The sequence below is a fragment of the Rhodococcus sp. P4_B6 genome, assembly GCF_056402215.1.
The window spans coordinates 1-25,054 of record NZ_JBFUHV010000025.1; the positions used below are offsets into that span (position 1 = coordinate 1).

Sequence of the window (25,054 nt, forward strand, 5' to 3'; positions counted from 1 at the left end):
CGGCGGCGCCGCCGCGGGCGCGGCCGGCTGCGGCGGTTCGCCCGCGCCCCAGCGGCGGCCTTGCCGCCGCGAGACCCGGTTGGACACGGTGGTCGCGGTTCCCGCGACCACGGCGGTGCGGGCAATTCCGCGGAGAAGTCCGGGCATGATGTGCTCCTTATGAATTTTCAGGTGGGTCGTCGAGAGCATCGAGCGCCGCCAGGATGCCCTGGACGGGTATCCGTCCCGAGGCGACGAGTTGAGCGCCTTCCCGGCGTAGCGCGCAGGCGAACGGTGCGGCCCAGCGGTTCTCGTAGACGAGGATCGCTCCGGCGCAGCCCGGTTCGAGGACAGCGCCTGCCTGGTCGAGGTCGTCGCGGTCGATCAGGCCCGACGATGCCTCGGCGAACAGTGTCACATCGACGGTGCCGGTGAAACCCAGATCCTCGACGGCGATCCCGGCGAGCGAACCGTCGGCATTTTTCCGGACGAAGACCAGGTCGAGCACCCGGATGATGTTCCGCTCGACCAGGTCGAGTAGCAGGGGAAGAGCGGAGCCGTCGGGCGGGTGGTCGGCGGGGAATTCCACGACCAGGTAGTCGATCGGCCCGACCTCGTCGAAATTGGTGTCGGTCACTGCCCTGACCTCTTTTCTGAAGACAGCAGCGAGGCAACGTCAGGTGAAACCTCTGCTGCCGGGGACGATCGGACGCCGCCGACCAGTCGTCACAGTTTCCCACCCACAGCCCAGGTCATGTGGGAAAACAAGAGTGGGAGCGTTGTTCGTCTATACATCGCCAGGGCCGGCACCTTGCCCAGCACTGGACTGACGATCATCAGTGTCGATGCCTTCGCCGACAAGTCTTCCCTCTGACTTTGCAGCTCGTCGAGCACGGCGAGCTGGAACGGAAGATGCCGCGGGAACGCGTGGGAGGGCTGACTCGGTCAGGTCCAGCAACGACATAGAGACGCGACCGCCCGGGGGCCTCGGTCAAGGGAAACCGAAAATCTGACCGGCGTGCTCGAAGCAACAGTGCGTGACCCTTCCAGGTCGGCCCCACCGCCAGGCTCATCCGCGGGCTGACAGCCCAAGAATCCATCGGCGTCGACAGGCGACCGGCGGAGTCGCTGCCGTATGCGCATCCGCACACCGTGATCAACCGCTGACCCGACGACGGAAGAGGGGCCCTGCACCGGATCGGTGCAGGGCCCCTCTTCTGTGAGGTACCGGGGATTACTGCGGGAGCAGTCCCTTGTTGGCGTCGATGAGCTGCAGGATCTGCGGATCGATCGCGATGCCCTGAGCCTTGGCGGCCTCGATCGCGCTGTCGACGACGCCGGCGTACTGCGAGGTGCCGTTGGTGCTGGGGACGCCACCGGTGAGGTCGGGGAGTGCCGGTGCCGCGGGGGCCTCGGGCACGGTGGCGGGGGCGTTGCGCTGGGTGGGTGCGCTGCTCAGGCCGAGACTCGAGGAGCAGGACGGCCATGCGCCCCAGCCCTGGGAGTCGAGGACCTTCTCGGCGACGACGATCTGCTGTTCACGCGTGGCCTGGTTGGCGGTGGCCGCGTACTGGGTTCCACCGTGTGCGTTCCAGGTGCTTGGGGAGAACTGGAGTCCACCCTGGAAACCGTTTCCGGTGTTGATGCCCCAGTTTCCGCCGGACTCGCACTGCGCGAGGCGGTCCCAGTCGGAGTCGGGTGCCGCGTTCGCGGTGCCCGAGAAGGCTGCTCCGGCGACGCCCATGATGGCGCCTGTGACGGCGACCTTGGCGACGGTGCGGCCGGTGGTGGTGGGCTTGCGATGGCGTCCGCTCATAGTGGTCGAGATCCTCTCCACACGCGCCTGCGAGGTCAGCTGTCGGGTTCGGGCTGAGAGGTCGCCCGGCCTCGCCGCTCCTGGCTGGAGAGGGTCTGGCTTCACCCCAAGATCCGAGTGCGCGAGGCACATTCGGACCGGTGTCCTTCCGGGAACTCGCGTTCCCTGGAGGACTTTTGGGTCCCCCGTCCTCGTCCCTGGAATGCTTCGTCGGGACTCCGGTACCCGCGGGACGAGGCTTGGCGCGGCGGGCCGGATGTGGCCGATGTTTCCTCGGCCGGTGACGACCGTAACGGGCGGAGGCCGCAATGTCACCATTTGATAACGCGGAGTGTCTTCGCCTGCCGCGGGACCTCATTGGACGCGCAGAGACCCTTCCCAGCTAGTGGCGACGACACGCGGGTATCGCCGAGCCGTTGCCTTTCCGTTACCGCGACGTTATGTGAGGAAGCTCACGTGGGTGCGTCGACGATGTCCTTGCCGAGGGGCCGCTCGCCCGCCGCAGAGAGGTTGCACCGGGGGCCGATGATGGTCGGCGAGCACGTGCGGAGAGCGGATCGGCGCCCGACGATCATTGGCCCGTGGTGCCCGGTACCACCGGGCCCACCCGGAGCTGGGTGGTGACGGGTTCGGGTCGGCTGCAGGCGGTACCCGGGCGCTCGAGATGGAGGGGGACTTCGTCTCCCGGCAGGTAGACGCGCAGGCCGGTTACCGCCACCGGAGCGCAGAGGTCTTCGTCGTAGTTGCGCACGTTCACCGCCACGACCAGTGCGGACGCCGGCTCGGCGACGCCCACCCGGATCGGTCCCGGTGGCCGCTGCCCCTCGGGTACCGCGGAGGCACCGACGGGTTCGCCGTCCCGGCCGGTGACGTAGGAGACCCGGGGGAACCCGTCGAGCTCGCAGGTTCGTTCACTCGCAGCGGTAAAGATGATCGGAAACCCGATACTGCCGGCGGCGCTGGAACTTTGTCCCACCGTGGCAGTCACATCCGATGCCCGGCAGGGTTGCGGTACATCGGGTACGACCGACGACGCCGGTGCGGTTGGTGGGGACACCGACGCCGAGTGCGGCTGGTCAGCCGATGGCGCAGCGGCGGTCGTTGTCGAACCGGAGTCGGGCGCGGTACACCCGACCCCCGCAATGACGATCGCGGCGAGCAGCCAGGCAGCTCTCGCGGATTGTCGTGCCACCCTGTGGACCGTACGCCGGGTCGGTCCCCTCCACGAGGCCCGCCCCGCCCGCGTCCGGCGAATCTTCGCGTCGGACGGGGAGCGAGCGCCGGTGGGGTCCGTCTTCGGTGGCGAGGGGTGTCGCGGCGCCATCGGGTGCGTGAGCACACGAGCTTCCCTTCTCGCTCCGTGTCCCGTCGGCCGCGCCCCACCGCTTCTGCCCTGTCCGGCGCCGCGCACCCCGGTACCCCCTTCGCGTGGGTGTCGGGTGCGCCGTGTGTGTTCAGTACCCGGGCACCCCGAGCTGGTGGGCGAGTGCGGCGATGGCGTCGACGATCGACCGGTTCCCGAGCTGATTCCAGCCGTGGCCGTCCGGACCGCGGATCTGATCGAACACGTCGCGGGCCCGGTCCGCGGTGCCGGCGGGCAGCGGGGCGGGCGCCGCCCCGGCCGGGGGTGGCACCATCCCGGGAACCCCTTGGTGCAGGCCGATCTCGGCGAGCGCGTCGACGACGGACCGGTTGTTCAGTTGTGGCCAGCCGGCACCGGCGGGGCCGAGGAGCTGCAGCCAGAAGTCGAGCACGCAGTCGTCGACGCTCAGTTCGCCGGGAGCACCGCTGAACAGGGTCCGGAGGCCGTCCAGGGTGCCCTCGTAGGCGTTGACGTCGACCAGCCGGCCGGCGACCTGCCCCTGGTCGGAGAACTGGAGGATCTCGACCGGGGCGCCGGGGGTGTAATTGGCCCAGCCGGCGAATCCTTTGCCGGGGTAGATGACCGAGGCGTACCCGGACGCGGTGACGTAGTGCGAGTTCCACAGCGGGGGGAGATTGTTCAGCGGCGGGGATCCCATGTGACCTTGCCAGTACCAGCGGGGCAGGTAGACGGCGCACACCCGCAGGCCGGCCGAGTGGATGGCGTCGACAAGGGCGCGCAGGTTGGCGCCGCTACCACGGGCGTCGGGGTCCTCGTAGTCGAGCATGACCGGAATGCTGGGGTCGCCGAGGTGCGCTTTGAGGTTGGCGACCTGCGCGTTGATCGGGTCACCGTTGCGGGCGAAGTGGTAGCCGCAGAACATCCCGGGGAAGTGCTGTTGCATCAGGTCCCGGTTGCGGGGCCAGAAGGAGTCCTTGAAGAAGTCGCCCTCGGTGCACTTGGCCGCCATGAAGGAGAACCCTTCGCGTTTGGTGGCGGCGATGTCGAAGTTGCCCTGGTGGTTGGAGATGTCGACCCCGTAGAAGGTGCCGGTGGTCGGGTCGATGGTTCCGGTGGGTGGGTTGGCGGCGCCGACCAGCAGCGGTTGCGGGTCGATCGGGGCGCCCCCGAACCGGCCGGGGGAGGTCCAGACCTCGAAGTGCAGGTGCGGGCCGGTGGAGTCGCCCTCGGCGCCGACCCGGGCGATCTGCTGGCCGGCGCGGACGAACATGCCCTCCGAGACGAGCAGGTCCACGGCCCGCATGTGGCCGTAGACGGTGTCCACGTGGGCCGTGGGCTGGTGGTCGATGACGATCCAGTTCCCGAACCCGGAGGCCGGTCCGGAGCGGACCACCACCCCCTCCTCGACGGCGTAGATCGGTTCACCCAGCGGGGCGGCGAAGTCGATGCCGTTGTGATCCGGTCGCCCGGGGGTGCGGAAACCGGAGGAGATGATGTTGTTGCCGTTGGCGACGGGGACGAAGCGGAAGGCCATCGGAGTAGTCCCTTCAGTGACGGGGGTGCTGGTGACCGGCACCACCGGTGTGATGCCGGAGATGCGGTATTGCATCGCCCGGTACGGGTTGCCGTCCGCCGCCCACTGGCTGACGATCATGGCGAATCCGCCGGTCCGGTCGAATCGGCTGTCGGGGTGGATGTAGCAGCCGTAGAGCCGGTCGACGACATCGGGACCACCCGCACCGAAGAAGGAGCCCTTCACCGGACGGTAGGTGGGGGCGGTGTGCCAGTTGTCGGTCGGTTTCGCCGCGACCTTCACGAAGGCGTTGTAGGCGCCGGCGTCGAACCCGGAGAACACCAGGTTGCCCTGGATACGGCGCAGGCAGATCTCACCCAACTTGGTGCGGTCCGGCAGGATGCCCTTGGTCGGGTCGTCGCCCGGCGGGTTACCCCAACCCCAGGAGCTGCCGTTCCAGCCCCACGGCACCCAGGCGGCCGGGTCGGCGATCCGCGCCTCCGGGACCCGGTGCAGGATCGCGTTCTTGTTCCGCGCCAGGCCGCCGGTGGAGAGGATGTAGACGAACCCGTCGCCCCCCTTCTCCCAGGTGACCATGGTGCGCTTGCCGCCGTAGACGGTGGTCGACCACTTGACGCCGGTGTCGGTCCAGTTCTCCCCGAGGTCGTCGGAATACCGGATTTCGCACCACTTCTCGTTGCCGAGGCCCTGGGTGACCATGACCCACAGGTAGATCCGGGTGCCGATCGTGATCGCGTCGCAGGGCAGGATCGTGGAGTATTCCGGGTTGTCGTGCACGTAGTCCCACAGCTGGCGGGCGTTGCGGGCCGCCGATGCGAAGGTGATCGGTGCGGTCACATCGTGGGTGCCACTGCGCAGCAGCATCGGGGACCGCCAGTTCGGTCCCCCCACCTGGGGCTGGGTCCCGGCGAACGTGTCGCCGAGGAGAAAGCCGATCTGACCGTTGGGCATGCGGAACGGAATGCCCAGGTCGGTGCCGCCGATGTCGAACTGCGGCAAAGGGTTCAGGGACTTCACGAATGACATGTCGCCTCCTCGCATCAATCGTGCGGGACCGTGACATGAAATCCGGAAAGTGACACACCATTTGACACGAAATCCGGAAAGTGACACCGCTCCACGGAACCGACACATGAGGCGACCAACCGGGGCAAATCGCCTTGCGATGGCCGCGCCGGACGATCCTGACGGGATGGGGGAATCCGTAGTCGGCCCTCACCGGAACCCCACAGGTCACCAGACCGGGAAAAGTGACATCGACCGGCGGAAAGCGCGGACGTTGTGGGGCGATGTCGTGTCCACGACGCCCGCGGAGGCACGAGGTCCGGTCACGCCGGTCGGTGCAGTGGAGGTCGACCCGTTCGACGTCAGCTGACGACCCATCGTTCCCGCCCGCGTCCCCGGCGCAGTGGCTGGTTTCCGGGGAAGGTCCTATCGTGAGCGCATGGGACTGCGCCAGTTACTACTGGACCTGCCGACCACGTGTTCCCGCCAGGAAGCCCTCTACACCGCCGCCGCCGATCTGCACGACCGCGGCATCCGCGGGTGGCGCAACCTCGAACTGCGCACCACCGATCCGACCAGCACCGCCTCGATCCGCCGGTTCACCTTCACCTACTGGCACCCTGCCACTGTGCCGGCCGCTCCGCCGAACCTCAGTTACCACGTCCTGTGGGAACGCATGGACCAGCCCGCCCGCACCGCCCTGCTCCGACTGGCACCCGCAACCGTTGTGACCGCACAGATCGAGAACGCCCTCGACATCGACGTATCCCCCATCGGTGAAACGAAGCTCGAGAATGAACCTCTCCCCCGGACCTGCCGCGCCCAGGCGCGCGATGATTACGTCGACGATCGCATCGACCACCCACGCGAGCACCCCGCCGTAATCCGACCTACCGTCGGTGGGGTGCGGTTCGGTGCACACCCGGGATACCTCGCACGAGAATCGGGCGGTGTCACGGTCACCGGCCAGTTGTATCAACCGGCCACCGAGAGCTGCAGCCGACGAGCTGGTGGGGTGGCGGCCTGCGTTGGATTCCATACCTGGGGAGTGCCCGACCCTGGGCATTGCGACACGCAGCCCGGTCCACGCCGCGCACCGATACCGCCGACAGGCGTGGATGGACCCGAATCTGTGTCCGCGGCAGCCACCGGCCCGGCAGTTTCCGCAGGCGTCGTTCGACGGCATTACCCGTTATCTCCGGCTCGACCGCCAGCGCGATCACACCCTTCACCGGATGGAGGGCAGCGGGACGATGACTGACAGCGGACCCCTCGGTCAGCCCTCCGGCTTCGGTGCCACCACGAAGTCGTAGGGCGCCATCGGGCCGACGAGGCGCATGGTGACCCGGTCGTCCCAGCGCGCGGCCAGGTCTCCGACCGTTTGCTCGAGTTCGCCTTGCCGGTCCACCTCGAGCAGGACCGCGATCTGGACGGCGTCCTCGTCGTGGGTAGGTTCGCGGACGGTGACGGTGTCGGTCAACGGTGACAGCGCGTCGAGAGTGATGCCGGTGTCCGCGTCCCGCTTGGCCTCGAGGGTGTGGCCGATGATCTCCCCCAACGCCATCCGGTCATCGCGGGACAGCTCCTCGGGCTGGTCGCGGATCGACTTCAGCAGGCTGGTGGCCTTCGGGTTCTCGTCGACGATCTCCCGAACGATGGCCTCCTCGACGTAGCGGCCCCTGACCAGGTACTGGGCGAAGCCCTCGAGCTCATTGAGAGCGGCGGCGAACTCGTCCTCGTGTTCGGCGAGTAACTCGTTGATCACCGCGTCACGGTCGGACACGACGGCACCGAACCGCAGCGGCAGCACCGGCGCGACCTGCGAGGTGCCATCGAGGATGCGGGCGTGAGCCTGCAGATCCGCCGGGGTGCCCAGTCGTTGATCCGGGTCAATCTCGCTAACCACGGCCGCGATGTCGCCGTGGGTGACGATCTCGATCGGGGCGTCGTGGATGCCGGTGGCATCGTCTTCGGGTTGCACGTCGGCGGGCACGATGCCGTACACGTAGATCACGGCCGCCGTCGCAGCCTCTTCCCCAGCGCTGTCGACGTCGTCGGCGTCGTCTGTTGAGGTCATTTCCGCCTCCGGTGGGGTGCGGGTTCGCGTTCGCTGCCGGATCCGCTGAGCAGCTCACCGAGCGTCTCCCCGACGCCCTCGAGGACGCCCTTGGTCTTGGACTTCGTGCTGCCGCTGCCCTTGACGTCGGAGACGAGGTCGCTCAGGCCCTTCGGTTCGCTGCCGATCGCGAGTCGGTTCGCCGCCTCGGCGAAGCGCAGGTAGGTGTCGACGCTGGCGACGACGATGCGGGCGTCGATGGTGAGCAGTTCGATGCCGACCAGTGAGACCCGCACGTAGGCGTCGATGACCAGGCCCTTGTCCAGGATGGTGTCGATGACGTCGGCCAGGCTGCTCGAACTCGGGCCTCCTGCGGTGGTCATCGCTGGACTCCGCGCTTCCGGCTCCCGGAGGTTTTCGCCGGGACGCTCCGCTTGCGGGGCGGCGCATCACTGCGCCTGCGGGGCGGTCGCCGCGCCGACCGTTCCTCGGCCTGCTCAGCCGTCTCGTCGCCCTCGTCTTCGTCGTCTTCGTAGCGGTCGTCCGGCGGAGGTGCCTTCTCCGCTGCAGCGACCTGCAATCGGGTCATCATCGTCGACTCCCTTCACCCGGATCGGCGATCATCGGTCGACGCCGGGCACCCAGGAGCGGGCCGCCCCGCGTACCCGAGATCAGCACGCGCCGGTGCGAACCACCCCGAACCGGACTACCCCCAACGACCAACCTTCAATCGGTCAAAAGCCTGAAGTGACTGGGAAATTCGGCACGTGCGATCGAGGGCCGAAACGGGCCGACCGGTCGCTCCCCAGATACGGTCCGGCCGCGCCGCCGCCCGAACACAGGGAGCCCGCGGCGTTCCGTCGGCGCCGATGCTGATGTGGACGGCGGGGAGGGCGAGGTTCGCCTGTCGGTGAAGGCGCGGTCCTCTACGGTGGATCCATGGCGGAGCGTGGTGCGCGTCCCAAGGTTCCCAAGGCGCAGAAACGCTTCCTGCGCGCGATCCGGCACCTGTTCAGTCCGTTGCGGCCGGACGACTATTTGGAGATGATCAACCCGCTGTGGACCACGAGGGAGCTGCGCGGACGGGTGGAGAGGATCGAACCCGCCGGCGAGGCCGCGGCCACGGTGGTGATCCGGCCCGGTCACGAATGGTCGGGACACCGCGCCGGACAGTACGTGCGCCTCGGCGTGATCATCGACGGCGTCTACCACTGGCGGGCGTATTCGTTGACGTCCGACCCGCACGCCAACGACGGGCTGATCAGTGTCACCCCGAAGGCGGTGCCCACCGGCACGGTCTCCCCGTACCTGGTCCGCGAAATGGCCCCCGGCGACATCGTGCGGCTCGGCGAGATCGAGGGCGTGTTCACGCTGCCCGAACCGCTGCCCGAGCGCCTGCTGTTCGTCAGCGCCGGCAGCGGCATCACCCCGATCGTGAGCATGATGCGCGATCTCGACCACCGCGGCCGCCTCCGCGACGTGGTGGCCGTGCATTCCGACCGGACCGCCGACCAGATCATGTTCGACTCCACGCTGCGCGAGCTGGACCGCCGCCACGACGGCTTCCGTCTCCAGGTGCGGCTGACCGAAACGGAAGGCCGCATGACACCGGCCGATCTGGACACGCTGTGCCCCGATTGGCGCGAGCGTGAGGCGTTCCTCTCCGGGCCCGGCGACATGCTCGACGCGATGGTCGAGCACTGGGACAAGCACGGCGACCCCGACAAGGTGCACCTCGAGCGTTTCCAACCGATCATCGGCGGATCCGCGGGCGCCGGTTCGGGCGGACGGATCCATTTCACCGAAAGCGAGATTGAAACCGACTGCGATGGGGGTACACCGATCCTGGTAGCCGGAGAGGAAGCAGGAGCCACACTCCCCTACGGATGCCGGATCGGGATCTGTCACACCTGCACCGGGACCCTGCGGTCGGGGCAACTGCGCGACCTCCGCACCGGTGAGGTGGCGGACCTCGCGGGCCAGGTGGTGCGGACCTGCGTCAACACCGCGGAAGGCGACATCGAGATCGAGCTGTGAAGCGAAGGGAACCACGAGGTGAGTATCGATACCGAAAGCCCCCTCGCGCACTTGAGTGAGGACACCATCGAGGCGCTGGCCAAAGAGTTCGATGCCATCCACGCCGAGGTCTACGCGGACCTCGGCGAGCGTGACCGCCGCTATATCAAGAACGTGATCGCCGTCCAGCGGCAGTTGGCGGTGGCGGGCAGGGTCCTGTTGCTGGGGTCGGCCTCGAAACCCGCATGGCTGGCGGGCACCGCCTGCCTGGGGATGGCGAAAATTCTGGAGAACATGGAGATCGGTCACAACGTCATGCACGGCCAGTGGGACTGGATGAACGACCCGGACATCCATTCCTCGGTGTGGGACTGGGACAGCGCGTCGACCGCGAAGGCTTGGAAGCACTCGCACAACTACATCCATCACACCTTCACCAACATCCGCGGCAAGGACAAGGACCTGGGTTACGAGATCATGCGGATCGACCCGCATCAGAAGTGGCACCCAGTCTACCTGGCGCAGCCCTTCTACAACGTGCTGCTCATGGCCTTCTTCGAATGGGGGGTCGCCCTGCACGACATGGACCTCGAAGCCGTGCGGGCCGGCGAAAAATCCTGGCCGGAGGTCTGGGAGGACCTCAAGGGCATCGCGGGCAAGGCGCGGGCACAGATCGTGAAGGATTATCTGGGCTGGCCGTTGGTCAGTGCCGGCGCGTTCGGCCTGGCCCAACTCGCCTTCCGGGGCCGGCTCGGCCAACCGACATCCTCCCGCCTCGGGCGGCGGCTGCGGGCCTTGCGCTCGACCGGGCGACTCTCGGGCGTCGCCGACGCACTTGATCGGACCATCCCGGGAGTCGAGCGCACGTTCCTGTCCACCCTGATGGCGGACGCCACCGCGAACATCATCCGCAACGTCTGGGCGCACGGGATCATCTTCTGCGGGCATTTCCCGGACCAGACCTACACGTTCAGTCAAGACGAGGTGAAGAACGAGACCCGAGGTGGCTGGTACGTGCGCCAACTCGTCGGCGCGGCGAACATCGAGGGCAGCCCGCTGTTCCACATCATCAGCGGGAACCTCGGATACCAGGTGGAACACCACCTGTACCCGGACATGCCCAGTACCCGCTACGCCGAGATCGCGCCCCAGGTGCGAGAGATCTGCGAACGGTACGAGCTGCCCTATAACTCCGGGCCGCTGATAAAGCAGTGGGCCATGGTGCAGCGGACCATCCTGCGGCTCGCGTTCCCCGGCGGAACAGCACGCCCGAAGCCGGGCCCGTACCACGGTGAACTCGACCACCACGGCACACCCGGGCCGAGTGAGGCGGCGCGGTTCCGGGAACGCGTTCCCGCCGGCGGCCCGGCCGCGGGCCCCGAACACGACACCGGAGAGGTGCAAGGCTCACCACCCCCGCACGGGCAGGACTAATTCCCCTTCCGACCAGGCCTGCGCCTGCCCGGTGGTGGTCAGGGGCATCGCTGAGATGATCGTGCACTGCATCGAAACCGGACGGGAGCTGACCTCCGACGACGCCGGTCACCGCAGAGGGTCCTCACCGTGCCCGTCGCTCGAGGGGACACCATTTCACGGTGGTCGCGGCACCTGGCCACCGTGATCACCGACACCGCATCCACTGCCAGTGATGTGCTCGTCGAGGAGGGCTTCTACGAAGCGGCCCTCGCGGTGCTCACCGACATCCTCGAGGCGACCACGCCGAAGCCCACGATCAACTGCTCCCCGGCTGGTATTGCCGTGACTGGTACGACCCCGATCCTTCGCCGGGCCACGGGAGTCGTGTGGGAACCCAGCGCACTCGCTCACCGGAATCCTCGACGCCGCGGTCACCGAACTCCTCGACACCCGCACAGTCGGTTCGCTGCCGCAGACGTAGCGCGGCTCGCGGCCACGCCCTACCCCAACAGGGCCTCGGTCCCGCCCAAGTTGGCGAGAATCCGGGAGTGACACCAATTGAGGACTGGGCGGTTCAGCAATCGTGAGACTGGGCAGTTCAGCGCGCTGTCGCTATGACACGTTCCGCGAGAACCCCCATGCTGGTGTCGGTGCGCAGCCTGCCCCCGGCTGTCCTGCTGTCCGGTGACAGCCGATCTTCCTTTTCGCCACTGAATCTTGCTTATCCAGGCACGTCTCGCCAGTGCAATTTGCTCGGTTCGAGATCATCTCATCTGCTAGAGGGACCCTGGCGGCCAGGGCGCTCTCGTCAAGAGCGCCGCCCACCTGGCTCGATCGGCCTCTCTGCGTTTAATCAGGATGCCCGAATAACTGACCGCTGAGAACGCCAGTTCAAGCAAGATCCAATGGCGAAATCCTCCGGGTCCCCCGGTCCAACAAGGGCGTTGACCACGGCCAGTTCGCCACTCAAGATTCCTCACCCCAGGTCCAGGCGCCGGCTTCAAGGACGATTCGCTGGCACAGGACACCTGCATTCGGAGTTGAAAGAGCAGATTTTTGAGCGTGTAGTAGGAAGTGGCGTCGCTTCTCGGCGGCGCACCCGAAAAAGAGAATCGCTGAAGCGACCAGGATTCGAGCTCGACTGAGCTTGGTCGGTTTCGCCCCTTTCGAAGACGGCTTCGCCTGTTGAGGACGTGGACCCCTTACCTTGATCTCTTCGGCGCCACGGAAGGTATGACCGTGCTGAAACAAGCGAAGAAGAATGACCCGCAGCGTCTGCTGGCGAAGATCGTCATCCTCGGAGCCCTTGCTGCCGTTCCGATGTCCGCGGTGGCAACACCCGCTGCGGCCGCCCCGGTGTCGGGGAGTGTGCAGGTCGATCGGGACTGGCAGCAGCCCCGAGGCTGGGACGAGGACCAGGACGAACAGCAGGACGAGAATGAACTCAATCCGTTCGGTTTTGGTCTGTTCGGCGAAGCCATCCCGTTCGGCGACATGTTCGGTGGTCTGTTCGGTGGATCGAATCCGTTCGGTGGTCTGTTCGGCCAATCCATCCCGTTCGGCGACATGTTCGGTAGCAGCTGAGCCAGCTGTGCGGTGATGTTCGGTGACCGAGACTTCGTCGGATGCGAACCTGCCCCGGCCTACCTCGACGTAGGCCGGTTCGTCAGGATCGAGACCTGAATCCGCCCCGGATCGTGGGACTCTTCCGGGGGCGAACCGGCAAGACTGCGCGTCCTCGGCCGGCTGGCCGGCAAGCCGCTCTCCGGCCTCAGCTCGGGCCTGTCCGGGATGAAGAAGAGTGGTTGAGCCGCACCGCCCTGGTCGCCCTCGTCCTCCTCATCGTCCTCGGGCTATTGCTGGGTCCGGTTCTGCTCGTGATCGCCTGCTGGCCATGCTCGTGGCCGGGACTTCGTCGCGGCCGTCCGCGCCGTCGCACGGTGACCCGCCCGCGCCGGGGCCACCCCCACACAGGGTTGTGTGCGTCCGGCCGTCGGGGCAGGCACTTCGGGAAAAGTGACCCGCCTCCGGCGGCYGGACGCAGGGCCCGGGGCGTGCCTCGGCCGCCGCGGCGGCGTTCGAACCGCACAAAGCCCTCGTCGATCACGCCGCCGGCAAGGTCCGCTTGCGAGGTGGTCGGCGCTCTCATCCGACAACGATGAGTACGCCGACCACCGCGACCGCGAGCGCCGAGGCGCCGACGCAGGTCATCCATGCCGGCACTGCAAGCCGGTGCCAATCGTGAACCCGGGACGCCGCGTCGACGGTGCGCATCGGTGACTCCGGATCCGCGGCGGCAGTGTCAGCTGATCGGTGCACTCGGCGGCGGGATACCGCGTCCGCGGTGACCGCGACGCCGACGGACGCCACGATCACCACCAGCGTGGCCACCAGGACCACGACCATCCAGGGCATGTTCATACCAAGCACTTCGGATCTCCTGTTTGCGTGTGGTGTCCGCCGTACACCGCGATCGGTTCCGCCACCGTCCCGCCGCCTCGTGCATCGCCGAGACAACCTCCCGTGTTGCACGGCGTCCACGCTCCATCCCACTCGTCGACGCCCGAGACCACCTTTGAGCAGGCAATTCGCCGGGGCGCGAGGAGATCGAACCTCAACGTGTGATTCGGATCACTGGCCGTCCCGGCCCGGTAGGGCCCGATGAGCGCAACCCGTTCACAGCGGTGCGCCCGGGGACTTGCGTTCGCGGCGGCGACGGTGGAAGCGCTCCCGCTGTTCGTCGAGGAGCAGAACCCCTCGCCGCTGTGTCTCGTGAGAGTCCCGGGCGATCACCGTCCGGACGAGCACGATGTGCCGATCCAGGTCGTCGGCTCGGCGGGCCGCCTCCTCGTCGTCGAGTAGCCGCGCGGCCAGCCGGTCGCAGTCGATGAGGAGTTGCTCATACGCCAGCCGTGTCGAGGCCTGCTCGTCGAGCCGGGACAGCACGCCCCATTCCGCCAACTGCATCGGTATGCGGGCCAGGTGGTAATTGAACCGCAGAAGGGCCAGCGCCGGGCCGCGCAAGGTTGTCACGATCGGCGACGGTAGCCGGTGTCGATGAACACTCATGGCCGAACGCGCGCCTTACCCGGCCGCTATCCGGCACTCGTGCACGTTGCGCAGCGCCTGGAGCACGGCCACATCCCGGGGTGTGGTCGCGTCGCCGAGTGGCGGATCGGCCGCGGCGGCCGTTGCGGGGTCGAGTCCGATCAACATAGCGGTCCTCTCCGAAAAGGAAATACCGGCCATCTTTAGTGGCAGCGAAATGCCTGGCGACCGCATCCAAAGTCGCTTTCTTATAAACCCCACATTCCGCCACATGCTGCAATCGTGCATTTCGGTTTTGGGTGCGCCCGAAATCCGAGTCACGGTGTCGACCTTCCCTGGCCCGTCGACATGCGGTTAACCCCCGGCGAGGAGGTCATGGTGAGCTGCTGCACCCGAGTCCCTGCCACGGTGGAGCAGGCGGTGCGTACACGTACGTGCTGATCAGGGCGGTAGCCCGGCTGCCCCCCGCCGAGCCGGGCCACCGCTGTCCCGGATTGCTCCGTCTCGGTCAGCTCAGCCCGATGCCGCCGCCGAAGGTGACGCTCAGCCACTTCAAAAACGCCTCGAACGCGACGCTGAAGTCGATTCCTGCAGAACCCATCAGAATTCACTCCTCCACTGGTGATGAAAATCCACGGGATCGTCGATCGCCGCTTACACCATTTATCGCGTTCGCAATCTCGGGACGTTTCACCAAACCCGAGAAATTCTCACATATTGAAATTTAACAACCGTCCACATTGCTGGACAATTGATCAAAATCGCCGTTCCAGTGAGAGTTCGTGTGTTTCTCGTGTTTATTAGAGCGAATTGTGAGCAACCAGAGGAACCCCAGAGGCGGGTGAGCGGCGCACCGTCCCCGGGAGCGCCGGATGAGGTTTCGCCGGCGAGGTGCTTATGATCCGGGTCGTAGCGAGCGGAAGGTGCAGACCGATGCCCGAGAAAAAGCACAACCCGACACCCGAGCCCGGCCCACTGGGCACGGGCGCACGAGTGCTGGTGCGGCGGCCGTCCGAAGCGGACCAGACCGGGCAGATCATCGAGGACTACGCCGAGCTGACCGACACCGACGAACACGGGCACGCCTGGGCACCGGTGCACCGGTGGGCGGTCGCCCTCGACGACGGGCGGCTGGTCTTCGCCGACACCGACGACCTGACCGCGGACCCGAGCACGCAATGATTCACCGGTAGACCGACCCTGGCCGGTGGAACAACCAGCCAGGGCCGTGCCCCCGGGACCGACCAACCGGGTTACCTCACCGCCACGCTGCCGGTGAAGAAGAACGGCGCCGTGCCGCCGAAGCAGAAGACGGTCGCGTTACCTTTCACGAACCCGCTGAGCTTTCCCGCAGGCCCCGGTCCGAACCCACCGGTCTTGAAGTTGAAGCCCGAGTCGAAACCGAAGCAGGTCCAGTTCTCACCGGCGGGGACCGTCACCACCACTTCCCCGGTCGCCCCGGCGCTGAGCGCCGGTACCGCGGCGGCGGTACCGCCCGCGAAAACCATCGCGGGCGCGAGGACCGCCGACGCGATGGCGGTGCGGATCGCGATCTTCTTCGTCATGATGCTCACCTCATTCTGAGAGTCCCCGACTCTTGCAGCGAACGGGTGGCGGAACAGCCCCCACAGCCCCTCTGGGCGCCGATTCGGGCACCCGTTCGTGTGAACACACCAGGATTGCCCTGAAAAACAGCAGGGTGAGACGACGAAACGGGTCGAATCTGCGAGTACGCGGCAACCCCGTCCGGCGACGGCTGACGGTGCCCGGGTCGTCCGATTCGTCTGCTGGTGGGACGCGCGAGCGCATACGATCCGCTGATGCAGTGGCTTCCCGCGGAGGTCCGCCGTGGACAGCTCATCGAGGCCGCGCTCGTGCTCGCCGCGCAACAGGGTGTCGCCGCGTTGACCATCCGCCGCGTGGCCGAGGCCGCCGGGGTGTCGCTCGGAGTGGTGCACTACCACTTCGAGGACAAGGAAGAACTTCTCACCGAGATGGCGGAAAGCCTGATCCTCGCCATCAGCGAGTCGATGCGCACGGCGTTCACCGACCTCATCGGAACCGCGCACCCGCGCGGCATCGAGGGCCTTCGTGAACTCCTACGGGCCGGCATCGGGGGCCTGTGGCCGATCATCGAGGCCACCCCCGAGCAGCAGTTGCTCACCTACGAGATCACCGCGCTGGCCCTCCGGCAACGCGGGGCCGGCCACGCCGCGGCCGGGGCGATCGCCGCCCGGCAGTACCGCACCATGGACACCGAGGCGGTGGCGTTCCTCGATCTGTGCGCACACCGGGCGGGCGTCACGTGGAGCATGCCCGTGGATCAGGTCGCCCGGTTCGCCCTGGCTGGGCTCGACGGGCTGGTGCTGCGCTGGCTCGTCGACCGGGACAGTGACGCCGCCCTCGCCGCCCTCGACGACCTGGTACAGATCATCGCCACCAAAGCGGTACCGGATCGGCCGGGATGACCTGTACAACCTTGCTCCCGGTGTTCGAACACGCGTCGGCAGCGTTCGATGGGTGGTAGGGAGTGATCATTTCCGATCACCGCCCGGGCGCCGAGGACGGTCCAGGCATGGTGGTGTGGATGCGTTGTGCTCGTGCGTTTTCGTGGTCGACGATCGCGTCCTGCCACTGACGGTCCGAGCATTCGCGGTCCGGTGCGCAGGGATCGGGAACCCCGAGCCGGGCGCCGATCTGCGCCCAGGACGCGCCCTGTGTCAGGGCGGCGGTCACCGCCCGGGAGAGGAGTTCCTCGCCCAGCTCCCCGGGCGGGGCGAGCTGAGTGCGATCGTCGTCTCGGTGCTGCCGCCGCCGATCCTGATGGTGGACTGGCGCCATCTTCGGGACTGTATCGGACCCCCAGCCGGTGACGAGGCGACGTTCGCCCGCGGCGAAGTCGGCGCGCGGGCCACCTCAGTGAAGGACGTGTCGTTCGAGACCGGCGTGCCGCTCCCGCAGTGGTAGTCGACATCGAGCGGGAGATGCTCGCTCATCTCCGTGCGCGGCGGCGCCCCGCCGCATCGGGCACAGGCCAGTAACCGACGCGATCGCGGCCTTTACCCGAAGGTCGGTGCGTGTCCGCCGTCCCACAACTGCTCGGTCACGTCGTGGAAGCAGACGAGCAGCACCGGGTCGTCCGCCCGTGTCAGCACGGACTTGCTGATCGCCGCCCGCACGGCAGAACCGTCTCGGTGCGTGAGCGTCACGATCGTCCCCGCCGACTCTTGCAGATCCTCTGCGATCGGCCGCGGAGGGGATGCCGTCGGGAGCAGGTCGCGCATCGATCGCCCCGCGAGCGCATCGTGCGGATACCCCATCATGGCCTCGAACGCGCGATTGACGTGCACGACGTGACCGTCGCGGTCGAGGGCGAGCACCGGCACCGGGAGCCGTTCCAGCAGCACCAGCGCGGGAAGTCCTTCGAGGTAGCCCAGTGCGGTATCCGGATCCGCACGTCGTCTCTCCATAATGATGTATCGAGGGTGCGGCCTCGCTGTTACCCCCGACGCCGGAACACCGGCAGCGGCGGCGACTCCTCGATCGGGCCACGTCGACACCTGGCGCCGCGCCGGTCGGTCCTCGCGGCCGAGTGTGGGAGGAGCGACTCGGGCTCGCCGCGAAGTCATGCAGCGTCGTCCCGCCACGCGACGAAATCCCATTCACCGGCTTCCCTGGGTCCAGTTGCTCTCGCAGTCAACATATTTCACCGGCCGCACTCCCGATGAGTCCCTGCTCATCGGCGGACTTCCGGAGACGTTACTCGAGACGCCCGGTGCTGTGGATGATGTCAGGGCTGCGGGACCTCGACGTGGTCGGGGAGTTTGTCGCGCATCTGGTCCACCTGCTGCTCGATCCGGTCGACGGCACTGTCGTTGTTAAGGACGGTGGCCACGCCGGCGGCGAAAGCGATCGAGATGACGATCGCCAGCGCACTCAGCACCAGGCCGGCGATCGCCACACCCTTCCCGGTGATCCCCACCCGGCGGGCCGCCCGCACACCGAGGACACCGAGGATCAACCCGATGATGCCCAGGACCAGTCCGATCGGGGACAGGATCACGATCAGCACACACACGAACGCGGCCACCCCTACCGCGAGCGCGAACGCCGCGGCCGCGCTGGTGCGGGCGGGCTTGGTTACCACCCGCTCCTCCACAGCGACCGGGCGCTCGTCGACGACACGGCGGTCGTCGACCCCGGGCTCCATCCGCCGCGGGTCGTCATCGTGTCCCGGTCCGGTCAGTGGTCTGCTCATCGCTTACCTCCGTGTCGTCGATCCGCTGCATTCGGTGCGGGCGGCACACCCCTTCGCTGCTCGGTATGCCACCCACAACGCATGCCCAGCTCACGGGTGTTCCAATCCGACGAGCCGGCCACCGGGCGGCCGTCACCACGGGCGGCGGTTTCTACGGGGCGTGGGAGGATGCCACCGCTGCGGCGATCAACCGATCCCCGAGTCGACGACGTACGCCGCGCAGCGGGTTGCTGCCCCTACGGCTACGGGAACCGCGGCAAGCGCTCCTGCACAAGACATGACAGTGAGGTGCCGCGGAATCGGATGGACCCCGCCCCACCGCTCCAGTGCCGTAATACCTAGGGCGATCCCGTCATCCGGTCGATGAGCGCCTGTTGGGCCTGCTCCTCCTCTTCGGCCGTGATCTTGCCCGCAGCGCGGGCCTCGTCGAGTTCCTCGAGTGCGCGGCGGATTGCCGCCGGGTTGTGCATTTCCTCCTCGACCTGCCGTTGGATCAACTCCGCCAGCGAGATCACACCCTTCACCGGCTGGAGCGGCAGCGTGACGATGAATGACAGCAGTCCCATGGTTCAGCCCTGCCCGGCCGGATTCTGGGTGACCACGAAGTCGTAGGCGGCCATGGGCCCGAGCAGCTTTATCTCGACCCGGCCGTCCCACTCCTCGGCCAGTTTTCCCACCGCCTCTTCGAGTTGGTCCTGCCGGTCCACGTCGGCGAGCACCGCCACCTGCACGGCCTCTTCCTCGTGCGTGGGTTCGCGGCGGTTGACGGAGTCGGTGAGGCCGCCCAGGGCCTCGACCGTCTTGCGGGTGTCTTCCTCGCGCTTGCCGGCGATCGCGTTGTTCACCAGTTCCCCGAGCGCCATCCGCGCCTCGCGGCCGGCGTCCTCCGACTTGTCCCGGATCTCCTCACGCAACTGCGCCGCCTGCTCGTTCTCGTCGAGGATCTCCCGCAGGATCGCCTGCTCCACATATCTGCCCTTGACCACGTACTGGGCCTTACCTTCCAGTTGTTCGAGGGCCGCCGCGAACTCGTCCGCATGTGCCGAGAGCAGTTCCTCCTTCACGGCATCGGCGTCGGTGAGCACCGCACCGAACCGCAGCGGCAGCACCGGCGCCACCCGGGACGTCCCGTCCAGCACATTCGCGTGGGCACGGAGGTCCTCGGGTTTGCCGAGTGGACGGTCCACGGACATTGCGCTGACCAGGGCGGCGATGTCACCGTCCGTGACGACGTCCACCTTCCCGTCCGCGACCCCGGTCGCGTCGTCCCCCGGTTCGACGTCGGCCGGGACGATGCCGTAGACGTACACCCCCGCCGTCTGCTTCTTGTCCGACTTCCCTGTGTTCCCGCTCTTCTGGTTCTTCGCCTGCTCCGATGTAGCCATCACCTGTCACCTCGAGTCGACTTGCGCGACACCCGTTCCCGTTCCGGTTCCTCTTGCCCGCCCAGCAGGCCGCCGAGCTTGTCTTCGATGGCGCTCTTCGTCTTCGACTTCGCGATCTTTTCCGTCCCGCCCGACACCAGATCGGACAGCCCCTTCGGCTCGCTGCCGATCGCGAGCCGGTTCGCCGCCTCCGCGAACCGCAGGTAGGTGTCGACACTGGCGACCACGATGCGGGCATCGATGGTCAGCAGTTCGATGCCGACCAGCGAGACCCGCACGTACGCATCGATGACCAAGCCCTTGTCCAAGATGGTGTCGATGACGTCCGCCAGGCTGCTCGAACTCGGCCCACCCGCTGTAGTCATGCTCGTGCTCCTTGCTCCCCCGCTCTCGCCCCACCGGGAACGCCGGTGTGCGGGCGGCTCGGCGACGTGTGGCGGTACCGGTCGTTGCTCGGCCCGCTCTGCGCTCTCGCCGTCGCCTCGTCCAGCTCGCCCCTGTGGCATACCCGAAGTGGAGATGTACGTGCGGACTACCGGACTACCCGGAACTCCGAGAGTTCAATCGATCAAAGACCGCAGGGGACTGAGCAATTCGAAGCGTCCACCCCTGCTCGAAACGGTCCGACCGGTCGGCTCCTCGGGTGGGTCGTTGGTCTTCTGTTCCGACGTTGACATCACTTGTCCTCGCGCGTGGACTTGCGTGAAACCCGCTCGCGCTGAGGTTCTTCCTTCCCGCCGCCGAGGAGGTCGCCGAGTTTCTCACCGGCGGCCCCGAGTGCGCCCTGGGCTTTCGATTCAGACTCGCTCTCGCCGCCGCCCCCAGCCAGGTCCGTCAGGCCCTTGGGCTCGCTGCCGATCTCGAGCCGGTTCACCGCTTCCGCGAACCGCAGGTAGGTGTCGACGCTGGCGACCACGACGCGGGCGTCGATGGTCAGCAGTTCGATGCCGACCAGCGAGACCCGCACGTACGCATCGATCACCAGGCCCTTGTCAAGGATGGTGTCGATGACGTCCGCGAGACTACTGGAGCTGGGCCCGCCGCCGACTCCCCCGCCACCACCGCCACGACCTGCGGGTTGTATCGACGTCATCGCCGCGCTCCTCGCTTCGAGCCGGCAGACTTGGCCGCAGTCTTACGCGGGCGGCCCCGGCGTGCCGGAGGCTTGTCCTCACTCGCGGACGCCGTCTTGCGCGGGCGGCCACGGCGTGCCGGCGGCTTGTCCTCACTCGCAGACTTCGCCGCGGTCTTGCGCGGGCGGCCACGGCGTGCCGGCGGCGGCGATGTTTCCTCCTCCTCGTCTTCGTCTGTCTCCTCCGGCTCCTCAGCCTCGTCCTCTTCCGGCTCCTCAGCCTCGTCCTCTTCTGTCTCCTCCGGCTCCTCGTCCTCGTCTGTCTCCTCCGGCTCCTCGTCCTCGTCTGTCTCCTCCGGCTCCTCAGCCTCGTCCTCTTCCGGCTCCTCAGCCTCGTCCTCGTCGCCCTCGTCCGGCTCCTCGTCCTCGTCTGTTTCGGTGGGCTCCTCAGCCTCGTCCTCGTCGCCCTCGTCCAGCTGCGCGTCGTCCTGCTCGTCCTCGTCGGGCTGCGCTTCGTCCTCGGCCGGTTCCTCGTTGTAGTCCTCGGACTCCTCGGGTTCGACAACCTTGCCGTCCCGGATTTCCCCCCGCCAACCCTCGACTTCGTCGGGATGGAGAACGGACTGCGTCATGACATGACGTCCAAAGTGCTTCAATTCCAGCCGCGCTCGCCGCCCCTGTGCACGCCACAGGTTTCCCGTCTTCTCGAACAATCCCTTCGGGTGATACTCGAGGATCAGAACGATGCGGGTGAGATCCGGGGTCACCTCGTGGAACGTCACCGCCCCGTCGATGAAACCCTTGGCACCCTTCGACCGCCACACGATCCGCTCATCCGGAACCTGCTCGATGATCGACGCCTCCCAGGTCCGGTGCGACAAGAAGATCTGAGCCTTCCACTCGAGCTTCTCGTCCGCCTCCTGCTCCACCCGCTCGACCTTCTTCATGAAGGAGGGAAAATCGGCGAACTGGGTCCACTGGTTGTACGCCAGTTGGACCGGGACACCGACATCGATCGTTTCGACGATATTGGTCAACTTAAGCTTCTTGCCCTTACCGCCACCACCACCACCGGTGACCGCGTCCTTCAGATTCGACGCCGTGTCCTTCACCTTGTCGGTCAGCCCGGAGAACAGTGACTTGCCGTCGCCCTTCTCGTCCCCGTCCCCGTCACCGTTGCCGGTGCCGGTGCCGGTGACCGCGGACAGCAGGCTGCCGCCGCCGCCCTCGGCGTAGTCGGTGAGCCGGCCGGCCGCGCCCTGCACCTTGTCGGACACGGTGGAGACCGCCTTGTCGGTCACGGTGCCGAGCAGGCCCTGCGCCGCCTTCTTCAGCGGTGACAGCGATGTGGCCTCACCGGACGCACCGGAGACGTTCTCGCGCAGCTTCTTCGCTGCATTGTCAAGGTTCTCGGTCATCGTCGTTCACTTCCGGCTGCGTCGTATGGGGATGACATCGGTTGTCGCCTTGGCGCGCGACTTCCGGGTGCGGGTGGGGGTTTCGTCCTCGTCGTCGTTGTTCGTCGACGACCGGGACCGGGAACGGGTGGGCCGGGAACCACCGCTGCTCGAGGTGCGGCGGCGCGGGGCCGGGCGCTTGCGGGCGCGGGGCGCCTCCTCCTCGGCTTCGTCCTCCTCGGCGGTCTCGTCCTCCGTGTACTCGTCGTCGTAGTCGTCCTCGGGCTCCTCGTGCCGCCTGCGCTTGGACCTCTTCCCGCCCGCGGTCTCGTCATCGCCCGACTGCAGCCGGGAGTTGAGCGATTCGATGCGATGGCTGGCCGCGGTCACCGCGGCCGTCTTCGCCGCGTTCATCAACTCCTTCCGGACCGCCCCGCCGAGCTTGGCGACCTCGGGCGAATCCGCGAGCAGCTTGCCGGCCTGACCGAGCACACCCAGTGAGCCAGAAGGAAACCGACTGGATGCTCCGGCGCCCGCGAGCATCAGCGCCAACTTCATCTTGTGCGTGCGGCCCAGCATGTACCCGGCACCCACGGCCAACGCCATCTGACCTTTGCCTGCCATCGCCCAACCCCTTTGTCGAGAAGATGTGGTGCACCTCGGCGCCGGCGTCGGCGAAAAGGATGGGGGCCGTGGTCGGTGGGTGGTGCCTTCGTTCCCGCCGACTACCCCGGGGCGGCGACGCTCAATCCGGCCGTACACCACATCCCCGATCCGAAACAGCCACCGCACGAAGCAGGCCAAGGCCGGCTTTCAGGGAAACCCGCGTAGCGCAGTGGCAAGCGGGTACCCGCTGTGTACGCTGCCCGCGCCGCAATGCGGTCCGGGCAGCCAGCCCCGCTCCGGCCGTTGAACCCCTCGGCCCCGCGGGGCGCCCCCGCCGCGCGGGGCCGAGGTCAAGTGTTCGCCCACCCCACCTCAGCCCGCGCGCGGCCCCCACATTCGCGACCTCGTGGAGCTTTTTGCGAAACACTCCACGACCCCGAGCGCAATAGGCCCGGGCGAGTATCGGTATCGCCGTGGGCTACCGCGCTACACTCGGGCTCGAGGGTCGCGTAGAGCTGGGTGTCTGGGCATCTTCCCTGGTTGTGGGCCGCGAGCCGCGAGCCGCGCCACATCGCGCATGCCGTTCAGTTACTGCCCTGGGATGTCCTTATTCGAACGCGCGTCGGCAGCGGTCGATCATGTCCTCGGCACGGCGCCGGAAATCGGTCACCTCCACCCCGTCGAGGAGTTCACTGAGGACGTCGAGTTCGGTGAGCCACCAGCCCATCTCTTCGATTCCGTCCTGGCGGCGGGGGCAATGGTGGCTGAACTGCACAACCGACCGCGAGTGCCCGTCGCCGGTGATCTCCCACCGCAGCACGCTCTCCCCGCAGGCGTACTCGAGCAGGCCGGGCGGCCGGACCCGGCACGCCATGCCCGTGCCTCCGCACGCAGGATGCAGCAGGCGAAGGACCCGCCACACCTCGTCACAGTTGTGGTGCAGCCGACGCTCGAGACGCAGCCGGTAGCGCCCGTTCTCGTCGACGGTGACGATATCGGTCATCGGCGGACATCCTCCGGCGCCCCGACCTTTGGATCAACGTGGTCTTTCGCGGACGCGTACCCAGGTACGCAGGAGCGCAACCGACACCTTCACCGCCCACGATGCGCTCGGAGTGTCGCTACATGGCACGAGCCGGTCACTGTGTGAGCAAATCCCCCGCTGGTCGGGCGCGGTGGTGTACCGAGGTGGGCGCTGGGTGGGATTGCCAACACATGGTCCGTGCCGAGTACGACTTAGTTGCGGGTACCCGAGGAATTCACCATCCAGCCTGACGTTACCGACCGCGAAGTCGGGCAACGCCGGTAGACGATGGTGGAGTGCCACCGTAGGGGTTGAGCGATGACGAAGATTGTTGCCCATGAGAATGCCCGGGCAGTACGGCTCAACGACCAAGCCCTGGCCCGGCGATCCGGGAGACCGCACGCCGGCCGCACGACTAACAGAGGGAAACTAGCCACCGATACGGCCCCGTCGCCGTCCGCCACCGTCGTCGCAGGGCGCCAGGGCGCCGCCGAGAATTCCCGGCCACGGCCGCCGGATCCTCCGCACCGAACAAGGCCGACGGGCCAACCCCTCCGCAACGCTCTGACCCGCTAGGGCATGCAGTGGATCGTCGCGTCAGAGCTCAGCGAGAGACACCAGCCCATCCTGTAGCGCCCGGATCAACAGGCCGGACTTGTCGGCAACGGGGCGGCCTGCGGCAGCGTACTTCGCCCGGATCCGGATCAGGTGGGTGTTGATCGTGCCCAGGCTGATTCCCAGATCGCATGCGGCCACAGTCTTCGATTCACTACGCAGCCACAGGCGGAGGATCTCCAGCTCGTGCGGTGTCAGCGTGGGCCGCCGCTGCGGTTCCCCGTCAATGTCGGGCGTGGGGTCAGGAACAGAAGTCATAGCGATCTCACCTTCTCGGGCCGCAGCGCTTGCCACAGGACACTGGGTGATTCGAGGCGGCACACCAGCCGGATGGGTCGATAAGCAGGCCCGCGCCACCAAGGTATGTCCGTTTTGTCCGTTGTTCACCGCGGTGAACAAACCGTACCCGAAGCCGGTTTCGAGGATGCGTGGGGCTGTCCTGGCTCGGTGAAGGTGGCGACGACTCAGTGAATCTGGCGAGTGTGGCGGTCTGTCTGGCGGAC

Annotated in this window: 29 protein-coding genes, 1 pseudogene and 1 riboswitch; of the genes and pseudogenes, 7 read left to right on the plus strand and 23 right to left on the minus strand. The window is 67.3% G+C overall.

Going from position 1 to position 25,054, the window contains the following annotated elements; translation table 11 throughout:
• From AC1DWT_RS14890 to AC1DWT_RS14910, 5 genes and pseudogenes are all read right to left on the minus strand, one after another.
• Nucleotides 1-147 (minus strand): annotated as a pseudogene (locus AC1DWT_RS14890) (SHOCT domain-containing protein); the annotation flags it as partial.
• 10 nt (nucleotides 148-157) lie between these two features.
• Nucleotides 158-616 (minus strand): DUF6325 family protein, encoded by a 459-nt coding sequence (locus AC1DWT_RS14895; RefSeq protein ID WP_477921123.1) that lies wholly within the window; start codon nucleotides 614-616, stop codon nucleotides 158-160.
• Nucleotides 617-1,213: 597 nt separating this feature from the next.
• The gene (locus AC1DWT_RS14900; protein ID WP_477921124.1) at nucleotides 1,214-1,795 is read right to left on the minus strand and encodes a transglycosylase family protein; all 582 of its coding nucleotides are present in this window, start codon (nucleotides 1,793-1,795) and stop codon (nucleotides 1,214-1,216) included.
• Nucleotides 1,796-1,803: 8 nt separating this feature from the next.
• Nucleotides 1,804-2,018: riboswitch (cyclic di-AMP (ydaO/yuaA leader) on the minus strand.
• 348 nt (nucleotides 2,019-2,366) lie between these two features.
• Nucleotides 2,367-3,119: a DUF4232 domain-containing protein gene (locus AC1DWT_RS14905; protein ID WP_477921242.1), complete on the minus strand. Its 753-nt coding sequence runs from the start codon at nucleotides 3,117-3,119 to the stop codon at nucleotides 2,367-2,369.
• Between the two features lie 130 nt (nucleotides 3,120-3,249).
• Nucleotides 3,250-5,679 (minus strand): DUF4185 domain-containing protein, encoded by a 2,430-nt coding sequence (locus AC1DWT_RS14910; protein ID WP_477921126.1) that lies wholly within the window; start codon nucleotides 5,677-5,679, stop codon nucleotides 3,250-3,252.
• A 418-nt stretch (nucleotides 5,680-6,097) separates the two neighbouring features.
• On the opposite strand from AC1DWT_RS14910, the gene AC1DWT_RS14915 reads away from it, so the two are divergent.
• Nucleotides 6,098-6,919 carry a hypothetical protein gene (locus tag AC1DWT_RS14915; RefSeq protein ID WP_477921128.1) on the plus strand — a complete coding sequence of 274 codons (822 nt, stop codon included), beginning with the start codon at nucleotides 6,098-6,100 and terminating at the stop codon, nucleotides 6,917-6,919.
• A 15-nt stretch (nucleotides 6,920-6,934) separates the two neighbouring features.
• On the opposite strand, the gene AC1DWT_RS14920 is transcribed toward AC1DWT_RS14915, so the two are convergent.
• From AC1DWT_RS14920 to AC1DWT_RS14930, 3 genes are read right to left on the minus strand one after another with little or no spacing between them, the layout of a single operon-like run.
• A complete protein-coding gene (locus AC1DWT_RS14920; protein WP_477921130.1) occupies nucleotides 6,935-7,735 on the minus strand; it encodes a GvpL/GvpF family gas vesicle protein in 801 nt (266 codons plus the stop codon).
• On the minus strand, nucleotides 7,732-8,097 hold the full coding sequence (gene gvpJ, locus AC1DWT_RS14925; protein ID WP_477921131.1) for a gas vesicle protein GvpJ: 366 nt from the start codon (nucleotides 8,095-8,097) through the stop codon (nucleotides 7,732-7,734). Before gvpJ (AC1DWT_RS14925) ends, AC1DWT_RS14920 begins: the two co-directional genes overlap by 4 nt.
• Complete coding sequence (locus tag AC1DWT_RS14930; protein ID WP_477921132.1) at nucleotides 8,094-8,306, minus strand: hypothetical protein; 213 nt, start codon at nucleotides 8,304-8,306, stop codon at nucleotides 8,094-8,096. The genes gvpJ (AC1DWT_RS14925) and AC1DWT_RS14930 overlap by 4 nt, the downstream gene beginning before the upstream one ends.
• A gap of 347 nt (nucleotides 8,307-8,653) precedes the next feature.
• Between AC1DWT_RS14930 and AC1DWT_RS14935 the strand changes: the two genes are divergently transcribed.
• The 4 genes from AC1DWT_RS14935 to AC1DWT_RS14950 all read left to right on the plus strand — a co-directional run bounded on the left by AC1DWT_RS14935 (nucleotide 8,654) and on the right by AC1DWT_RS14950 (nucleotide 12,730).
• Nucleotides 8,654-9,751: a ferredoxin reductase gene (locus tag AC1DWT_RS14935; protein ID WP_477921133.1), complete on the plus strand. Its 1,098-nt coding sequence runs from the start codon at nucleotides 8,654-8,656 to the stop codon at nucleotides 9,749-9,751.
• Between the two features lie 18 nt (nucleotides 9,752-9,769).
• On the plus strand, nucleotides 9,770-11,164 hold the full coding sequence (locus AC1DWT_RS14940) for a fatty acid desaturase family protein (protein WP_477921135.1): 1,395 nt from the start codon (nucleotides 9,770-9,772) through the stop codon (nucleotides 11,162-11,164).
• A gap of 129 nt (nucleotides 11,165-11,293) precedes the next feature.
• Complete coding sequence (locus AC1DWT_RS14945; RefSeq protein WP_477921136.1) at nucleotides 11,294-11,698, plus strand: hypothetical protein; 405 nt, start codon at nucleotides 11,294-11,296, stop codon at nucleotides 11,696-11,698.
• Between the two features lie 687 nt (nucleotides 11,699-12,385).
• Complete coding sequence (locus AC1DWT_RS14950; RefSeq protein WP_477921138.1) at nucleotides 12,386-12,730, plus strand: hypothetical protein; 345 nt, start codon at nucleotides 12,386-12,388, stop codon at nucleotides 12,728-12,730.
• Nucleotides 12,731-13,291: 561 nt separating this feature from the next.
• Here AC1DWT_RS14950 and AC1DWT_RS14955 read toward each other — a convergent pair.
• The 3 genes from AC1DWT_RS14955 to AC1DWT_RS14965 all read right to left on the minus strand — a co-directional run bounded on the left by AC1DWT_RS14955 (nucleotide 13,292) and on the right by AC1DWT_RS14965 (nucleotide 14,362).
• Entirely contained in the window at nucleotides 13,292-13,567 is a 276-nt protein-coding gene (locus AC1DWT_RS14955) for a hypothetical protein (RefSeq protein WP_206017224.1), read from the minus strand.
• Between the two features lie 255 nt (nucleotides 13,568-13,822).
• Nucleotides 13,823-14,179 (minus strand): hypothetical protein, encoded by a 357-nt coding sequence (locus AC1DWT_RS14960; protein ID WP_477921140.1) that lies wholly within the window; start codon nucleotides 14,177-14,179, stop codon nucleotides 13,823-13,825.
• A gap of 51 nt (nucleotides 14,180-14,230) precedes the next feature.
• The gene (locus tag AC1DWT_RS14965; protein WP_317613003.1) at nucleotides 14,231-14,362 is read right to left on the minus strand and encodes a hypothetical protein; all 132 of its coding nucleotides are present in this window, start codon (nucleotides 14,360-14,362) and stop codon (nucleotides 14,231-14,233) included.
• Nucleotides 14,363-15,127: 765 nt separating this feature from the next.
• Between AC1DWT_RS14965 and AC1DWT_RS14970 the strand changes: the two genes are divergently transcribed.
• On the plus strand, nucleotides 15,128-15,376 hold the full coding sequence (locus AC1DWT_RS14970; RefSeq protein ID WP_172650884.1) for a hypothetical protein: 249 nt from the start codon (nucleotides 15,128-15,130) through the stop codon (nucleotides 15,374-15,376).
• Nucleotides 15,377-15,447: 71 nt separating this feature from the next.
• On the opposite strand, the gene AC1DWT_RS14975 is transcribed toward AC1DWT_RS14970, so the two are convergent.
• A complete protein-coding gene (locus AC1DWT_RS14975; protein ID WP_477921143.1) occupies nucleotides 15,448-15,759 on the minus strand; it encodes a hypothetical protein in 312 nt (103 codons plus the stop codon).
• A 255-nt stretch (nucleotides 15,760-16,014) separates the two neighbouring features.
• Here AC1DWT_RS14975 and AC1DWT_RS14980 point away from each other — a divergent pair, with 255 nt between their 5' ends.
• Entirely contained in the window at nucleotides 16,015-16,662 is a 648-nt protein-coding gene (locus AC1DWT_RS14980) for a TetR/AcrR family transcriptional regulator (protein WP_477921144.1), read from the plus strand.
• 76 nt (nucleotides 16,663-16,738) lie between these two features.
• Here AC1DWT_RS14980 and AC1DWT_RS14985 read toward each other — a convergent pair whose 3' ends face one another.
• The 11 genes from AC1DWT_RS14985 to AC1DWT_RS15035 form a co-directional block, all read right to left on the minus strand.
• A complete protein-coding gene (locus AC1DWT_RS14985; RefSeq protein WP_477921146.1) occupies nucleotides 16,739-17,035 on the minus strand; it encodes a hypothetical protein in 297 nt (98 codons plus the stop codon).
• Nucleotides 17,036-17,253: 218 nt separating this feature from the next.
• The gene (locus tag AC1DWT_RS14990) at nucleotides 17,254-17,664 is read right to left on the minus strand and encodes a PAS domain-containing protein (protein ID WP_477921148.1); all 411 of its coding nucleotides are present in this window, start codon (nucleotides 17,662-17,664) and stop codon (nucleotides 17,254-17,256) included.
• 320 nt (nucleotides 17,665-17,984) lie between these two features.
• Nucleotides 17,985-18,452, minus strand: a complete 468-nt coding sequence (locus tag AC1DWT_RS14995) for a DUF4190 domain-containing protein (RefSeq protein ID WP_477921150.1) — start codon at nucleotides 18,450-18,452, stop codon at nucleotides 17,985-17,987.
• Nucleotides 18,453-18,790: 338 nt separating this feature from the next.
• Nucleotides 18,791-19,018, minus strand: a complete 228-nt coding sequence (locus tag AC1DWT_RS15000) for a gas vesicle protein GvpG (protein WP_133988160.1) — start codon at nucleotides 19,016-19,018, stop codon at nucleotides 18,791-18,793.
• Nucleotides 19,019-19,021: 3 nt separating this feature from the next.
• Entirely contained in the window at nucleotides 19,022-19,837 is an 816-nt protein-coding gene (locus AC1DWT_RS15005) for a GvpL/GvpF family gas vesicle protein (RefSeq protein ID WP_477921153.1), read from the minus strand.
• Nucleotides 19,837-20,202 carry a gas vesicle protein GvpJ gene (gvpJ, locus tag AC1DWT_RS15010; protein WP_206017217.1) on the minus strand — a complete coding sequence of 122 codons (366 nt, stop codon included), beginning with the start codon at nucleotides 20,200-20,202 and terminating at the stop codon, nucleotides 19,837-19,839. The genes AC1DWT_RS15005 and gvpJ (AC1DWT_RS15010) overlap by 1 nt, the downstream gene beginning before the upstream one ends.
• A 311-nt stretch (nucleotides 20,203-20,513) precedes the next feature.
• Entirely contained in the window at nucleotides 20,514-20,930 is a 417-nt protein-coding gene (gene gvpJ / locus AC1DWT_RS15015; protein ID WP_477921155.1) for a gas vesicle protein GvpJ, read from the minus strand.
• Nucleotides 20,927-22,327 carry an SRPBCC family protein gene (locus AC1DWT_RS15020; RefSeq protein ID WP_477921157.1) on the minus strand — a complete coding sequence of 467 codons (1,401 nt, stop codon included), beginning with the start codon at nucleotides 22,325-22,327 and terminating at the stop codon, nucleotides 20,927-20,929. Before AC1DWT_RS15020 ends, gvpJ (AC1DWT_RS15015) begins: the two co-directional genes overlap by 4 nt.
• A 6-nt stretch (nucleotides 22,328-22,333) precedes the next feature.
• A complete protein-coding gene (locus AC1DWT_RS15025; RefSeq protein WP_477921159.1) occupies nucleotides 22,334-22,930 on the minus strand; it encodes a hypothetical protein in 597 nt (198 codons plus the stop codon).
• A 589-nt stretch (nucleotides 22,931-23,519) separates the two neighbouring features.
• On the minus strand, nucleotides 23,520-23,915 hold the full coding sequence (locus AC1DWT_RS15030) for an SRPBCC family protein (protein WP_477921161.1): 396 nt from the start codon (nucleotides 23,913-23,915) through the stop codon (nucleotides 23,520-23,522).
• 618 nt (nucleotides 23,916-24,533) lie between these two features.
• Complete coding sequence (locus AC1DWT_RS15035) at nucleotides 24,534-24,809, minus strand: LuxR C-terminal-related transcriptional regulator (RefSeq protein ID WP_477921163.1); 276 nt, start codon at nucleotides 24,807-24,809, stop codon at nucleotides 24,534-24,536.
• Between the last annotated feature and the right edge of the window lie 245 nt (nucleotides 24,810-25,054).

What these genes read in the sequence shown, in the direction of transcription:
- AC1DWT_RS15025 (WP_477921159.1), bottom strand. Translation starts at nt 22,930, where the DNA reads ATGGCAGGCAAAGGTCAGATGGCGTTGGCCGTGGGTGCCGGGTACATG.
- AC1DWT_RS14955 (WP_206017224.1), bottom strand. Translation starts at nt 13,567, where the DNA reads ATGAACATGCCCTGGATGGTCGTGGTCCTGGTGGCCACGCTGGTGGTG.
- AC1DWT_RS14915 (WP_477921128.1), top strand. Translation starts at nt 6,098, where the DNA reads ATGGGACTGCGCCAGTTACTACTGGACCTGCCGACCACGTGTTCCCGC.
- AC1DWT_RS15030 (WP_477921161.1), bottom strand. Translation starts at nt 23,915, where the DNA reads ATGACCGATATCGTCACCGTCGACGAGAACGGGCGCTACCGGCTGCGT.
- gvpJ (WP_477921155.1), bottom strand. Translation starts at nt 20,930, where the DNA reads ATGACGTCGATACAACCCGCAGGTCGTGGCGGTGGTGGCGGGGGAGTC.
- AC1DWT_RS14970 (WP_172650884.1), top strand. Translation starts at nt 15,128, where the DNA reads ATGCCCGAGAAAAAGCACAACCCGACACCCGAGCCCGGCCCACTGGGC.
- AC1DWT_RS14980 (WP_477921144.1), top strand. Translation starts at nt 16,015, where the DNA reads ATGCAGTGGCTTCCCGCGGAGGTCCGCCGTGGACAGCTCATCGAGGCC.
- gvpJ (WP_206017217.1), bottom strand. Translation starts at nt 20,202, where the DNA reads ATGACTACAGCGGGTGGGCCGAGTTCGAGCAGCCTGGCGGACGTCATC.
- gvpJ (WP_477921131.1), bottom strand. Translation starts at nt 8,097, where the DNA reads ATGACCACCGCAGGAGGCCCGAGTTCGAGCAGCCTGGCCGACGTCATC.
- AC1DWT_RS14930 (WP_477921132.1), bottom strand. Translation starts at nt 8,306, where the DNA reads ATGATGACCCGATTGCAGGTCGCTGCAGCGGAGAAGGCACCTCCGCCG.
- AC1DWT_RS14965 (WP_317613003.1), bottom strand. Translation starts at nt 14,362, where the DNA reads ATGTTGATCGGACTCGACCCCGCAACGGCCGCCGCGGCCGATCCGCCA.
- AC1DWT_RS15020 (WP_477921157.1), bottom strand. Translation starts at nt 22,327, where the DNA reads ATGACCGAGAACCTTGACAATGCAGCGAAGAAGCTGCGCGAGAACGTC.
- AC1DWT_RS14995 (WP_477921150.1), bottom strand. Translation starts at nt 18,452, where the DNA reads ATGAGCAGACCACTGACCGGACCGGGACACGATGACGACCCGCGGCGG.
- AC1DWT_RS14910 (WP_477921126.1), bottom strand. Translation starts at nt 5,679, where the DNA reads ATGTCATTCGTGAAGTCCCTGAACCCTTTGCCGCAGTTCGACATCGGC.
- AC1DWT_RS14900 (WP_477921124.1), bottom strand. Translation starts at nt 1,795, where the DNA reads ATGAGCGGACGCCATCGCAAGCCCACCACCACCGGCCGCACCGTCGCC.
- AC1DWT_RS15005 (WP_477921153.1), bottom strand. Translation starts at nt 19,837, where the DNA reads ATGGCTACATCGGAGCAGGCGAAGAACCAGAAGAGCGGGAACACAGGG.
- AC1DWT_RS14990 (WP_477921148.1), bottom strand. Translation starts at nt 17,664, where the DNA reads ATGGAGAGACGACGTGCGGATCCGGATACCGCACTGGGCTACCTCGAA.
- AC1DWT_RS15000 (WP_133988160.1), bottom strand. Translation starts at nt 19,018, where the DNA reads ATGGGACTGCTGTCATTCATCGTCACGCTGCCGCTCCAGCCGGTGAAG.
- AC1DWT_RS14935 (WP_477921133.1), top strand. Translation starts at nt 8,654, where the DNA reads ATGGCGGAGCGTGGTGCGCGTCCCAAGGTTCCCAAGGCGCAGAAACGC.
- AC1DWT_RS14985 (WP_477921146.1), bottom strand. Translation starts at nt 17,035, where the DNA reads ATGGCGCCAGTCCACCATCAGGATCGGCGGCGGCAGCACCGAGACGAC.
- AC1DWT_RS14905 (WP_477921242.1), bottom strand. Translation starts at nt 3,119, where the DNA reads ATGGCGCCGCGACACCCCTCGCCACCGAAGACGGACCCCACCGGCGCT.
- AC1DWT_RS15035 (WP_477921163.1), bottom strand. Translation starts at nt 24,809, where the DNA reads ATGACTTCTGTTCCTGACCCCACGCCCGACATTGACGGGGAACCGCAG.
- AC1DWT_RS14975 (WP_477921143.1), bottom strand. Translation starts at nt 15,759, where the DNA reads ATGACGAAGAAGATCGCGATCCGCACCGCCATCGCGTCGGCGGTCCTC.
- AC1DWT_RS14920 (WP_477921130.1), bottom strand. Translation starts at nt 7,735, where the DNA reads ATGACCTCAACAGACGACGCCGACGACGTCGACAGCGCTGGGGAAGAG.